The organism is Oligella urethralis DSM 7531, from assembly GCF_000372065.1.
Taxonomy (GTDB): domain Bacteria; phylum Pseudomonadota; class Gammaproteobacteria; order Burkholderiales; family Burkholderiaceae_B; genus Oligella; species Oligella urethralis.
Map to the genome: position 1 here is coordinate 322,231 of NZ_AQVB01000001.1, position 12,891 is coordinate 335,121.

Below are 12,891 nucleotides of genomic sequence, written 5' to 3' on the forward strand. Positions count from 1 at the left end.
AAAGTAGGGTAAATCGCTAAGGTGCAAGTCAATAATTTGTGCTAGCATATTTCGCATATTTTTAATAGGAGTTCTGATTTATGGAAAGACGTTCGTTTCTGAAAAAAGCTGGTTTAGGTGTGGCAGCGGCCGGTGCAGCTACCGTGACGGCACCCGTTATTGCACAAGATGGTCCTACGGTACGTTGGCGTATGGCCACCAGTTTCCCTCGTAACTTGCCTGCTTTATACGGTGCAGCGACTCGTTTCTCCGAGTACGTCAACAAGATGACGGACGGTAAGTTCCAAATTGATGTATTCCCAGCGGGTGAGATTGTGCCAGCCTTTGAGGTGTTGGATGCAGTTTCTAATGGCACGGTTCAATGTGGTCACACATGTGGTTACTACTACTTTGGTAAAAAGCCTGCCTACTGTTTTGATACCGCCGTACCTTTTGGTTTGACAGCTCGTCAGATGACCGCTTGGTTAATTGAGGGTAATGGCATGAAGCTGCTACGTGAGCTTTTTGCCGAGGTTAACGTGGTTAACTTCCCCTTAGGTAATACCGGTGCTCAGATGGGTGGTTGGTTCCGTAAAGAGATTAAGTCCTTAGACGACCTTAAGGGTGTTAAGATGCGCACCGCCGGCTTTGCGGGTGAAGTCTTATCTAAAATCGGTGTGGTGCCACAGCAGTTAGCTGGTGGTGATGTGTACCCTGCACTTGAAAAGGGTACCTTGGATGCGGTTGAATTCGTGGGTCCCTTTGATGATGAGAAATTAGGCTTTGTTAAGGTAGCGCCGTATTACTACTACCCAGGTTTCTGGGAGGGTGGTCCAGCCGTTTCACTTTATACCAACAAAGACGAATACGAGAAGTTACCAGAAGTGTATAAAGCGGTACTTGAGACAGCCTCTTTCCGTGCTACCAATGATATGTTGGCAATTTATGACTTTAATAACGCCACCTCACTCCGTAATTTAATTGCTGAGGGCGCTATTTTAAGAGAGTTTCCGCGCGATATCTTGGAAGCTGCTTATAAAGCCACGGCTGAGCTCTACAAAGAGTACTCAGAAAAAGATGAGATGTTTAAGCGCTTACATGATGACTACATGGCTTACCGCAACTCGGTAGCGCCTTGGTTTAACGTGCTAGAGACCTCCTATACACGCTTCCTTGCCTATGCGATTAATCGCTTAAGCTAAAGCGCAGATTCTGTATAAAAACAACGCTAAGGGGTTGATATCATTCCCTTTAGCGTTTTTTGTTTTATAAAATAATAATTTATGTTATTATAGTCGGCTTACTCGGCTTGTACTGCCAAGTGTTTAATAATGGCATGGCGAGCATGAGCTTTTTAACTTTTAAGGATAAAAAATCATGAAGACTTTTGTGGCAAAACCCCATGAAGTCAAACGTGACTGGTATGTTATCGATGCAAAGGGCAAGGTTTTAGGACGTGTAGCCAGCGAAGTTGCACGCCGTTTGCGCGGTAAGCATAAGCCCGAGTATACCCCTCACGTTGACACAGGCGATTACATCGTGATCATCAACGCAGCCGATGTTGTAGTTACCGGCGCTAAGTTTGAAGATAAGAAGTACTATCATCACACTGGTTATCCAGGCGGTATCCGTGAGACGAACTTCCGCAAGATGCAGGAGCGTTTCCCTGGTCGTGCCTTAGAAAAAGCAGTTAAAGGCATGTTACCTAAGGGTCCTTTAGGTTACGCTATGTTCAAAAAACTCAAGGTATATGCAGGTCCTGAGCACCCTCATACTGCCCAGCAACCTCAACAGCTTGATATTTAAGGATAAGTCATGATTGGTGATTGGAATTATGGCACGGGTCGTCGCAAAACCTCGGTTGCTCGTGTTTTCTTGAAAAAAGGTTCTGGTAATATCGTTGTTAACGGTAAGTCGCTTGAGGAGTACTTCGGTCGCGAAACTGGTCGTATGATTTCTCGTCAGCCATTAGCTTTATTGGATATGTTGGAGAGCTTCGACATCCAGGTTAACGTTCACGGCGGTGGTGAGAGCGGTCAAGCGGGTGCGGTTCGTCACGGTATTACACGCGCATTAATTGACTACGATGCCTCTTTAAAGCCTGAGCTTTCTAAAGCTGGTTTTGTTACTCGTGATGCACGTGCTGTTGAGCGTAAAAAGGTTGGTCTACGCGGCGCACGTCGTCGTAAGCAGTTCTCTAAGCGTTAATTTTACGTTTATCGATTTGCTACAGCAAAGAGCCGCTACCTGTATTGGGTGGCGGTTTTTTTATGGGTGGCGTTTAATCTGGTATGGTAGCGCTTTTAGCCCAACTGAGCGAATCCTCACGACTTAGTCTTAGCGATCCTTTACAATGAAGGGATCAAATCATAGTAGTGTCTACCAGTGTATAGGCGCTTATTTTTTAGATTACAGGACAGGAATTTTATGACGGCGGCTCATCAGAAAATCAACGTTGGCATTGTCGGTGGTACAGGCTACACAGGCGTGGAGTTGTTGCGTATTTTGTCGCAACATCCGCAGGTGGAATTAAAAGCCATTACGTCCCGCAGCGAAGAGGGCGTGGCAGTAGCAGATATGTTTCCGAGCCTGCGCGGCAAGGTGGATTTACGCTTTGTGACGCCAGAAAATGCGGCCTTAAATCAATGCGATGTGGTGTTTTTTGCGACGCCCCATGGCGTGGCCATGTCTCAGGCTGAGGAGTTGTTAGCAGCTGGCGTCAGGGTGATTGATTTAGCGGCCGACTTCCGCTTGCAGGATACCGTAGTGTTTGAAGCATGGTATAAGCTGCCACATCGCTGCCCCGAGCTGTTGAAAAATGACAGTGTTTATGGCTTAGTTGAGATCAATCGTGAGCGAATCAAAAACGCTAAGATCATTGGTAATCCCGGTTGTTATCCGACTACCGTGATTCTAGGTTTGGCCCCCTTATTAGAGCAAGGTCTTATCGAATTGGATGGGATTATTGCTGACTGTAAATCCGGTGTGTCGGGCGCTGGGCGTGGCGCCTCAGTCGCTAATTTACTCTCTGAGGCGGGTGATAACTTTAAGGCTTATGGCGTGAGCGGCCATCGCCACCACCCTGAAATCAGTGAGCAGTTGCAGCAGCTTGCTGGTGCGCCCGTAGGTCTGACCTTTGTGCCGCATTTGGTGCCGATGATACGTGGCATGTTTTCGACCATTTATGTGCGTATTAAGCCTGAGGCGAGAGCGATGGATTTTCAAGCGCTGTTTGAAGCGCGCTATGCTGGCGAACGTTTTGTGGATGTGATGCCTGCCGGCAGTCTACCCGAAACGCGTAGCGTGCGTGCCTCAAATAACCTACGCATTGCGCTATCACGCCCGGGTGATGGTGATACCCTGATTATTTTAGTAGTGCAGGATAATCTGGTGAAAGGTGCAGCAGGTCAAGCGGTCCAAAATATGAACTTGATGTTTGGCTTGCCTGAATCTGAGGGTCTGGAATTTGTAGCAGTACTGCCATAGTATGTTGGCGCGCGTCTTTTTATTGCTGCTGGGTGTGGCGATTGGTGGTGGCTTAACCTTCTACCAACAGCGGGCAGAGCATTTGCGTGAATTGGATCAGTTGCAGCTCAGCTTAGAAGAGCGATTTCAGCAAGCAAATGAGCAAGCGACGATTAATTTGCAGGCGCTTGAGCATCAGTATAATGAGCAAAAGGCCAAGGCACTCTTGGATAATGCGATGATTGCTCAATATAGCCGTGAAATTGTTAGGTTGAATGACGAGCTCACGCGGCTAAATGGCGAATTAGCCTTTTATGAGGAGATGATTCCAGCCGGGCCTGATGGCGCTATCAGCCTACGAGCCTTTGAGGCGCAGCAAGAGGGGCGCTATATTAGTTTTAAGCTGATGCTCTCCGTCAGCGGGCGCGGTTTGCAGCAACCCTTTGTGGGTCGTTTGCAATTCACTGCGCAGGGTGAACGTGATGGCAAACCACAGACTATCACGTTGTATCCCGAGGTGGTGCCGAGCGTTGCGACTTCATCAGACAGCGGATCCTTAATCGGTAGCATTGCTCAAGCAGGCGCCGAGACCAAGGGGGCTGACTTGAAAAGCGCTCAAATGAGCCCCATCTTAGAGCTTAACTTTAGTCGCATTCAGCGTCGCGAAGGCTTATTGGCGATCCCATTTGGCTTTACGCCCAAGGAGATTACTCTGAAGGTGCTAGAGGGCAAGAGTGTTAAGCTAAGCAAGACGATCTCATTATAAGTGATTGTATTTTAAAGATATTTTAATATTAAAACCACTATAGTGATAGTGGGTATAGCGGGGACCTTATCGACCCTGTGGTAGAATTAGTAACGCATTGATTTTATGCGCAAGAAAATAGCGCATTGGAGCAAGATATGAGTATTGAACAGGTAGATTTACAAGCACCTAGTAGCCCATTAGTTTTTACAGATGCCGCTGCTGACAAGGTGCGCGATTTATTAATTGACGAGGGTAACCCTGACTTAAAGCTACGCGTGTTTGTGCAGGGCGGTGGCTGTTCAGGTTTCCAGTATGGCTTTACCTTTGATGAAGATGTGGATGAGGAAGACACACAAATCAATAAAAACGGTGTCACCCTATTAGTGGATCCGATGAGCTTCCAGTATTTATTTGGGGCTGAGATCGACTACAAAGAGGATATTGAGGGTGCGCAGTTCGTGATTCGTAATCCGAATGCCGCAACCACCTGCGGTTGCGGTTCGTCTTTTTCAATTTAATCCCTAGTCGCCACAGCGCTGACTTATGCTGGATAGAGGGAGCCTGCTACGCTTGCGTGGCGGGCTCCTGTCATTTCAGGTGTGCATACGGGTAGACGCTCCCTAAAAGCCCATGCAAGCCAAGCAAAGGCGGTGGACTCCATCGCTTGCGTAGCTATGCCTAAGGCATCACTCCGCAGTACCGTATAGGGTAAGGCGCGGGCCAATTGACGCATAATTTCTGGATTCGCTGCGCCGCCGCCAAAGACAATGAGCTCTTCGGTGTCACTGGCATAGCGGGTTAAACTATCCACAATGCAGCTGACGGTAAAGGCTGTGAGGGTGGCTTGAATATCCTCCGCTTTGTAGGAATGCACGGTGGGATTGAGTTCAAAAAAAGTCGCTAGCTTTTGCTCTAACCACGTACCATTAAATAAATCGCGGCCAGTGGATTTAGGCGGTGCCGCTTGCAGCCAAGCTTCGCTACTTAAGAAAAAGCTCAGCATTGCCTGATTGATTTCACCCTGTGCGGTCCAGCGACCGTCCTTGTCAAAGCGTTGGCCTAAGTGCTTTTGGCACCAATAATCCAGCAGCATATTGCCTGGGCCGCAATCGAAACCAGTGGTGGCCTGTGCCGGGTGCAGTAGGCTGAGGTTGCTAATGCCGCCGATGTTTAAGAGTGCACGCGCTTTATGCTTATCGTGGAAAATGGCGTGGTGAAAGGCCGGAATCAGTGGTGCACCTTGACCACCGGCAGCAATATCCCGGCTTCTGAAGTCAGCAATCACATCAATGCCTGTAAGCTCAGCCACCAAGGCTGGGGCATTTAGCTGAATGCTGTAGCCGTGCTCGGGACGATGGCGCACGGTTTGACCGTGAATCCCTAGCGCATTAATCTCCTCAGCGACTAAGCCATTTTCCAATAAAATAGTTTGCGTCACCTCGGCATATAAGCGAGCAAGCTCCAAGGAGACCTCAGCCGCAACACGTAGCTCATCTGGACCACTTTGATTTAACCTTAAAATAATCTCTCTCAAACTCAGTGGAATATCAATGCTGCTCGTATTGATCAATTGCACGGTTTGCTCCGCCGTGGGCTCTATTCGAATCAATGAAGCATCCACCCCATCCGTACTGGTGCCGGACATGATGCCGATAAAATAAGATGACTGTCGGTTCATAAAATGCGCCTTGGGAAGCAATAATCCCGCATAATAAAGGGTATAATTTAGCACATAATAGACAAAGTGCCATGACGGTCCTTTGTCACTGAAAATTTGTACATCTATAAACGTTTTGGAGTTTATTTATCCATGTCTGAGCAAGAAATTCAGATCAGCCAAGAAGTAAAAGACGACATGCGCACGGTGTTGCGTGGCTGTGATGAGCTGTTAGTCGAAAGCGAGTTGATGCAGAAAATGCAACGTAGCAAGGATACAGGCGTGCCGCTACGGATTAAACTAGGCTTAGACCCGACTGCACCGGATATTCACTTAGGTCATACGGTAGTGCTTAATAAAATGCGCCAATTACAGGATTTGGGTCACCAAGTGATTTTCCTGATCGGTGATTTTACGGCGACGATTGGTGATCCGAGTGGTCGTGATACCACACGTCCACCACTTACCAAAGAGCAGATTCAGCTGAATGCTAAGACTTATTATGAGCAAGCCTCGCTTATCTTGGATCCAGAGCGTACCGAGATTCGATATAACTCAGAGTGGTGTGATAATCTATCTTCACGCGATATGATTTCCTTAGCATCACGTTACACTGTCGCCCGCATGTTGGAGCGTGATGACTTTACCAAGCGCTATAAGGGCGGTGTGCCGATTTCTATTCATGAGTTTATCTATCCCTTATTACAGGGCTTTGACTCAGTGCAGCTTAAGAGTGATATTGAATTAGGCGGTACTGACCAGAAGTTTAATTTATTAGTCGGTCGTGATTTACAGCGAGAGTTTGGGCAGGAGTCGCAGTGTGTGCTGACAATGCCGCTACTCGAGGGCTTGGACGGGGTTGAGAAAATGTCTAAGTCTAAGCATAACTACATTGGTATTACTGAGGATGCCGATAGTATGTTCGGTAAAATCATGTCAATCTCAGATGAGTTGATGTGGCGCTATTATGTTTTATTGTCACGTCTGAGTTTGGAGCAGATTGAGGCTTACCGCAAAGAGACCGAAAATGGTCGTAATCCACGTGATTTCAAGGTGATGCTAGCGCAGGAAATCATCACGCGCTTCCACAATGCAGCTGCCGCTGACAGTGCCTTACAAAAGTTTGAGGCACGTTTCCGTGATGGTCAGATTCCGGATGAGATGCCGGAGATTGAATTAGCAAATGGGCCTTTGTCCATTGTTCACGTTTTACGTGATGCCGGTTTAGCGAGTTCAGGTTCTGAGGCCACGCGTAATATTCAGCAGGGTGGGGTACGTATCGACGGTCAACGTATCGAAGATCGAGCACTGCAATTAGCTGCTGGTACCTACGTGGTACAGGTTGGTAAGCGTAAGTTTGCGCGTGTGACAATTAAGTAGTACGAGCAATCAATCCATCATATTTGGAGGTGTGTTATGAAGTTAAGTAGTCAATCCATTCAACCTAATCAGCCGATTGATACGCGTTTTGCCTTTGGCAAAATGGATAAGCAGTCTAATATTGCCTTATCCTCCAATATCAATCCTCACTTTAGTTGGACTGATGCACCTGCCGAGACCAAGTCCTTTGTGATGGTATGTGTGGATACGGATGTGCCGAGCAAAGCGGATGATGTTAATCAATTGGATCGCGAGGTGCCGGCAGACTTACCGCGAGTGGAGTTTTATCATTGGGCCTTAATTGATATTCCGGCAGATGCCACTGAAATTAAAGAGGGTGAACATTCTAAAACCGTCACGCCTAAGGGTAAAGGCGGTCCGTCTGCACCTAATGATTTGCGTCATGCGATTAATAATTTCACCGATTGGTTTGCGAGTGACCCGGATATGAAGGGCGATTATTTTGGTTACGATGGTCCTTGCCCACCGTTTAATGACTCGCTTATTCATCACTACCATTTCACCCTCTATGCCTTGGATGTGGAAAAATTACCGCTGGAGGGTAATTTTACATGTGCAGATGTGGTAAAAGCGATGGCTAATCATATTTTGGCCTCAGACACAATCACTGGCACTTATACCTTAAACCCGCGTTTGGCCGCTGAATAAACGGATCTAAGGCCATCAGCATAGCGAATCTCAGCGCATTGCGCTGGGATTCATCATAGTTTGAAATTCATTTACCCTATTTACCTATCATTAGGAGTTTTATCAATGTTTGACCGTAGCAATACTTTGGATAAAGTTGATCCAGATTTATGGGCAGCCATTCAAAAAGAGGATGAGCGTCAGGAACAGCATATCGAATTAATCGCTTCTGAAAACTACACTAGCCCTGCGGTGATGCAGGCTCAAGGCTCACAATTAACCAATAAATACGCTGAGGGTTACCCTGGCAAGCGCTACTATGGTGGTTGTGAGTATGTCGATATTGTTGAGCAATTAGCGATCGATCGTTTAAAGCAGCTCTTTGGCGCTGAAGCGGCTAACGTTCAGCCTAACTCAGGTTCGCAAGCCAATCAGGGAGTTTATTTGGCAGTGCTACAGCCGGGCGATACCGTTTTAGGTATGAGCTTAGCTGAGGGTGGTCACTTGACGCACGGCGCGCCGGTTAATGCCTCTGGTAAGCTCTACAACTTTGTGCATTACGGTCTAAATGATAAGGAAGAGATTGATTACGATGAGCTTGAGCGTTTAGCACAAGAGCATAAGCCTAAATTGATTGTGGGCGGTGCCTCTGCCTATGCCTTAAAAATCGATTTTGAGCGCATGGCTAAAATCGCCAAGGATTGTGGCGCGTACTTTATGGTAGATATTGCGCATTACGCTGGTTTAGTGGTTTCAGGTCAGTATCCTAACCCCGTACCGCACGCCGACTTTGTGACCTCAACAACGCACAAGTCGCTACGTGGTCCTCGTGGTGGTGTGATCATGATGAAAGCTGAGCATGAGAAAAAAATTAATTCAGCGATTTTCCCGGGTCTTCAAGGTGGTCCATTGATGCACGTGATTGCTGGTAAAGCGGTTGCATTCAAGGAGGCGATGGCGCCTGAGTTCAAGGCGTGGGGCGAGCAGGTAATTAAAAACGCCAAGGTACTTGCCGACACCTTAACCGCACGTGGTCTACGTATCGTCTCAGGCCGCACCGAGAGCCATGTGATGCTAGTGGATTTACGTAGCAAGGGAATTACTGGTAAGGTAGCCGAAGAGGCTTTAGGTAAAGCGCATATTACGGTTAATAAAAACGCCATTCCTAATGATCCAGAAACACCGTTTGTTACCAGTGGTATTCGTATTGGTTCACCGGCGATTACGACACGCGGCTTTAAAGAGGCTGAAGCTGAGCTTACGGCTAACCTGATCGCTGATGTGTTGGAGCATCCGCATGATGAGGCCTTCCTTGAGGAAGTGCGCGCCAAGGTTAACGCCTTGACGGCGAAGTTCCCCGTGTACAAATAAGCAACACGCAGCTTTTAATACAGCTCATCTTGGGGTAAAACGCAAGGTGAGCTGATTCTGTACAGTTATGAAATGTCCTTTTTGCGGTAAGACAGATACTCAGGTCGTTGACTCTCGTTGGCAAGACGAGGGTAGAGTGATTCGTCGACGTCGTCGTTGTCCTGATTGCGAAAAGCGATTCACCACCTTTGAACGAGTCGAAAAGGTGATGCCGATGGTGGTCAAACGCGACGGTAGACGAATCGAGTTTGACTTATCAAAGCTTGAAGCCAGTATGAATATGGCCTTACGTAAGCGGCCGGTTAGCACGGAGGCGCGTGAGAATGCACTGCAGGCCATTCAGGATGCTGTCTTTAATATGGGCGAAAAGGAAATTAGCACTGAGACCGTGGGTGAACTGGTGATGCAAACGCTTAAGGAGCTGGATCAGGTGGCTTATGTGCGTTTTGCTTCGGTCTATCAGAGCTTTGAGCATATTGATGAATTTGTTAAGGCCATTAGCGAGATGCAGGGTCAAAAGCATGGCATCACCAAACTAAAGCATCATGAATCCAAGTCCTGAGGCACTGCTACGACAGCAAGATGAGCAATGGATGCGAGAGGCTATCCAACTTGCTCACTCTGCGCTTTATATTACCTCACCGAATCCTCGTGTCGCCTGTCTGATTGTGCGAGACGGTCGGGTGGTGGGTAAAGGCTGCACCCAAGCGGTCGGTCAGGATCATGCGGAAGTGCAGGCAATCAAAGATGCTAAGGCTCGAGTGCCTGCGGAGGCGTTACGGGGCGCCACTTTTTACGTGACGCTGGAGCCATGTAGTCACTATGGTCGTACACCACCGTGTGTGGACGCGGTGATTGCATGCCAGCCTGCTCGGGTGGTCATTGCGATGCGTGATCCCAATCCCTTAGTGGCTGGGCGTAGTATCACCAAAATGCAGCAAGCGGGGATTGAGGTGCGTAGTGGTATCCTGGCAGAAGAAGCATTGGCGCTGAACCCCGGCTTTATTTCGCGGATGGTGACTAAGCGCCCATGGTTGCGTAGCAAAATAGCCTGCTCCATGGACGCTAAAGTCGCCCTTGCAGACGGTGAGTCGAAGTGGATTACTGCTGCAGCAGCGCGTGCTGATGGTCAGCATTGGCGTGCCCGCAGTTGCGTCGTTTTAACCGGTATCGGTACGGTGTTGGCAGATGATCCTTTATTAAATGTACGTGCAGTAGAGACACCACGTCAACCGATTCGAGCGGTGATTGATCGTCGCTTCATCATCGATGAAAAGGCGGCATTATTTAATGGTGACCCGGTTTGGTTGTTTGTGGAAGACAGAGCCTTAACGGCAGCGGAGCAGCAAAAAGAGGCGCGCTTAGTGCAGGAGAAAAATGCACGGCTGATTAAGATACCGTTGAGTAATAACGATGGCGCTAGCGAGGCATTGGATTTACACGCTGTGATGGCGTATCTGGCGGACAATGAGATAAATGAAGTGCATTTAGAAGCGGGTCCGCGATTAAATGCGGCCTTTCTAGAGGCAAATTTAATGGATGAAGTGCTCATGTATATGGCACCAAAAATCATCGGTCCAGGCAGAGAGGCATTTGCGCTATCACCTTTGCAACGCTTAAGTGAGGCCAGGCAAATGGTGTTTTTTGAACAACAGCTTGTGGGCACGGATATACGTTTAAGCGCACGGGATGCACAGCGTTGGCAAGCAATGTTGGCAGCGATTTCTGAATAGGTTAAAGGGATGTTTACAGGGATAATTACAGGAGTTGGTCAAATTACTACGGTCACGCCCTTAGGGCATGAGGGTGATAAGGATAGCGGTGTGCGTGTGCATATCAATGCCAATGGATTTGATTTAAGTCGCACCAAGCTGGGCGATTCAATCGCTATTCAAGGTGCGTGTATGACCGTGGTGGCCTTTGATGAAAAAAGCTTTGAGGTCGAAGTGTCGCGTGAGTCCCTCAATAAAACGGTCGGCTTGGATCGTATCGGTGAGGTCAACCTGGAGCATGCCATGCGTCTGGGTGATAGCTTGGACGGGCATATCGTCGCTGGTCACGTGGATGGTAAGGGGCTGGTAAATAGCTTTCAGCCAGTGGGTGAGTCGCATGAGCTGAAACTAGAAATACCTGCTGCACTGAGTAAGTACCTGGCCTATAAAGGCTCTGTGGTCGTTAATGGCGTCAGTCTGACGGTCAACTCTGTGCATGATCTACCCTCCGGTGGCTGCGAGATTAGTATTAATTTAATCCCTCATACCTTGGAAGTCACTACCCTCAAGCACTTACAAAAGGGTGCCGAGGTAAATATTGAGGTGGATTTATTAGCGCGCTACGTGGAAAGAATTTTAAGCTTATCCCCTAGCGATGGTGCGATTGATATTCATGAAAAGGCGTTTTTTAATTGTCGATCGTAGTGTTAGGTGATATAATTCTTGGCTTAATGTCATTATCATCTGATATGATGGTATAGATAGGATTGGTGGCCGAGTGGCTGAAGGCGCACGCTTGGAAAGCGTGTATACGGAGACGTATCGAGGGTTCGAATCCCTCTCAATCCGCCAGTAATATATAAAAATAGCCTATGGAATCATAGGCTTATTTATTATTGGTTTATGTATAAAGTAATTATTGGGTAATTCTATGTAACTACTTACCTTGTATTTGATATTTCTAATGGAGATTAGGAGAATACAATGGCTAGTATTTACAAATATAAAAAAGGATATCGAATCCAAGTAACTATTAATGGGGTTCGTAGATCTGCTACTTTCTTAACTAAAAAAGAATGTATCGAGTGGGAATATAGTATCAGAAAGGAGCTAGATAATTCCCATATTGAATCTACTGCGATTACTTTAGAAGAGCTTATACTTCACTACATCAATAAAGTTACTAACTATAAGAAAAGAAATAAAGCAGAAAGAAACAGACTTCTTAAGATAATCCGAGATTATCCTGAGCTTGTACTTAAACCAGTAAATCAAATTACCAGATACGACTTAGCTCAATGGAGAGATTCAAGACTATCTACTATATCTTCTGGTTCTGTTCTTAAGGAATTCATGGCTTTAAATTGACCCTACCGTAATGAGAGGATCTTGTTTCTGGATCAAGAGCAAATAGTCTTTCTTTTTCTTCAGGAGTTGCCTGACCTGAGTGAAATTTATTGTATAACTCCAGTGATTCATCTTGTAGTGCCGATGTTAAATACTCAGATGCTACACTTCCCGGCATAGAGGCAGCATTACCTATAAATCTACCAGCACCTTGGATTGCTCGTGAACCTACCCCATTCTTAACACAGCCCGAAAGTAGAATGTGCTTTCAGCCTGTAGTCGACAGGACTTAAACGATTTAAAGACTCGTGAGGTCTTTCGGTATTGTAAATGGAAATTGATCCTAGCCAATTTAATAGACAGTCTGTTCCTCTAAAGCAACATAATAATTTTGTTCATATTGAATGGGACTAAGCCAGCCATTGGCTGAGTGGCGTNGCATTCTGTTGTAATACACTTCAATGTACTCAAATAATACGTGTTTGAGTTGGTCTCTTGTTCGATAGTTCTCTCCATGAATAATATGTGCTTTTAGGGTATGGAAGAAGCTTTCTGCCACAGCATTATCCCAACAGTTACCTCGA

At 46.9% G+C, this 12,891-nt stretch carries 15 protein-coding genes and 1 tRNA gene; 14 read left to right on the forward strand and 2 right to left on the reverse strand.

Annotation, left to right across the window (positions count from 1 at the left end; translation table 11 throughout):
* Positions 1-80 precede the first annotated feature (80 nt).
* The 6 genes from A3GA_RS0101465 to erpA all read left to right on the forward strand — a co-directional run bounded on the left by A3GA_RS0101465 (position 81) and on the right by erpA (position 4,710).
* The gene (locus A3GA_RS0101465; RefSeq protein ID WP_018025611.1) at positions 81-1,181 is read left to right on the forward strand and encodes a TRAP transporter substrate-binding protein; all 1,101 of its coding nucleotides are present in this window, start codon (positions 81-83) and stop codon (positions 1,179-1,181) included.
* A 175-nt stretch (positions 1,182-1,356) separates the two neighbouring features.
* Positions 1,357-1,785, forward strand: coding sequence for a 50S ribosomal protein L13 (gene rplM / locus A3GA_RS0101470; protein WP_018025612.1), 429 nt, complete (start codon positions 1,357-1,359; stop codon positions 1,783-1,785).
* 9 nt (positions 1,786-1,794) lie between these two features.
* Positions 1,795-2,187, forward strand: coding sequence for a 30S ribosomal protein S9 (rpsI, locus tag A3GA_RS0101475; protein WP_018025613.1), 393 nt, complete (start codon positions 1,795-1,797; stop codon positions 2,185-2,187).
* A gap of 219 nt (positions 2,188-2,406) precedes the next feature.
* Positions 2,407-3,465 carry an N-acetyl-gamma-glutamyl-phosphate reductase gene (gene argC, locus A3GA_RS0101480; protein ID WP_018025614.1) on the forward strand — a complete coding sequence of 353 codons (1,059 nt, stop codon included), beginning with the start codon at positions 2,407-2,409 and terminating at the stop codon, positions 3,463-3,465.
* A 1-nt stretch (position 3,466) separates the two neighbouring features.
* Entirely contained in the window at positions 3,467-4,210 is a 744-nt protein-coding gene (locus tag A3GA_RS0101485) for a DUF6776 family protein (protein ID WP_018025615.1), read from the forward strand.
* Between the two features lie 137 nt (positions 4,211-4,347).
* A complete protein-coding gene (gene erpA, locus A3GA_RS0101490; RefSeq protein ID WP_018025616.1) occupies positions 4,348-4,710 on the forward strand; it encodes an iron-sulfur cluster insertion protein ErpA in 363 nt (120 codons plus the stop codon).
* Between the two features lie 23 nt (positions 4,711-4,733).
* Here the strand turns inward: erpA and A3GA_RS0101495 are convergent, their stop codons facing one another.
* A complete protein-coding gene (locus tag A3GA_RS0101495) occupies positions 4,734-5,870 on the reverse strand; it encodes an anhydro-N-acetylmuramic acid kinase (protein ID WP_018025617.1) in 1,137 nt (378 codons plus the stop codon).
* A gap of 132 nt (positions 5,871-6,002) precedes the next feature.
* Between A3GA_RS0101495 and tyrS the strand changes: the two genes are divergently transcribed.
* The 8 genes from tyrS to A3GA_RS0101535 all read left to right on the forward strand — a co-directional run bounded on the left by tyrS (position 6,003) and on the right by A3GA_RS0101535 (position 12,328).
* Positions 6,003-7,229, forward strand: coding sequence for a tyrosine--tRNA ligase (gene tyrS / locus A3GA_RS0101500; protein ID WP_018025618.1), 1,227 nt, complete (start codon positions 6,003-6,005; stop codon positions 7,227-7,229).
* A gap of 36 nt (positions 7,230-7,265) precedes the next feature.
* Positions 7,266-7,898 carry a YbhB/YbcL family Raf kinase inhibitor-like protein gene (locus A3GA_RS0101505; protein WP_018025619.1) on the forward strand — a complete coding sequence of 211 codons (633 nt, stop codon included), beginning with the start codon at positions 7,266-7,268 and terminating at the stop codon, positions 7,896-7,898.
* Between the two features lie 105 nt (positions 7,899-8,003).
* The gene (glyA, locus tag A3GA_RS0101510; protein WP_018025620.1) at positions 8,004-9,248 is read left to right on the forward strand and encodes a serine hydroxymethyltransferase; all 1,245 of its coding nucleotides are present in this window, start codon (positions 8,004-8,006) and stop codon (positions 9,246-9,248) included.
* Positions 9,249-9,315: 67 nt separating this feature from the next.
* Positions 9,316-9,810 carry a transcriptional regulator NrdR gene (nrdR, locus tag A3GA_RS0101515; RefSeq protein WP_018025621.1) on the forward strand — a complete coding sequence of 165 codons (495 nt, stop codon included), beginning with the start codon at positions 9,316-9,318 and terminating at the stop codon, positions 9,808-9,810.
* A complete protein-coding gene (gene ribD / locus A3GA_RS0101520) occupies positions 9,794-10,981 on the forward strand; it encodes a bifunctional diaminohydroxyphosphoribosylaminopyrimidine deaminase/5-amino-6-(5-phosphoribosylamino)uracil reductase RibD (protein ID WP_018025622.1) in 1,188 nt (395 codons plus the stop codon). The genes nrdR and ribD overlap by 17 nt, the downstream gene beginning before the upstream one ends.
* A gap of 9 nt (positions 10,982-10,990) precedes the next feature.
* Positions 10,991-11,665 carry a riboflavin synthase gene (locus A3GA_RS0101525; protein ID WP_018025623.1) on the forward strand — a complete coding sequence of 225 codons (675 nt, stop codon included), beginning with the start codon at positions 10,991-10,993 and terminating at the stop codon, positions 11,663-11,665.
* Between the two features lie 59 nt (positions 11,666-11,724).
* Positions 11,725-11,812, forward strand: a tRNA-Ser gene (locus A3GA_RS0101530).
* A 132-nt stretch (positions 11,813-11,944) separates the two neighbouring features.
* On the forward strand, positions 11,945-12,328 hold the full coding sequence (locus A3GA_RS0101535) for a hypothetical protein (protein WP_018025624.1): 384 nt from the start codon (positions 11,945-11,947) through the stop codon (positions 12,326-12,328).
* 331 nt (positions 12,329-12,659) lie between these two features.
* Here the strand turns inward: A3GA_RS0101535 and A3GA_RS11920 are convergent.
* On the reverse strand, positions 12,660-12,891 hold a 232-nt coding region (locus A3GA_RS11920; protein WP_018025625.1), incomplete at its 5' end, for an IS3 family transposase.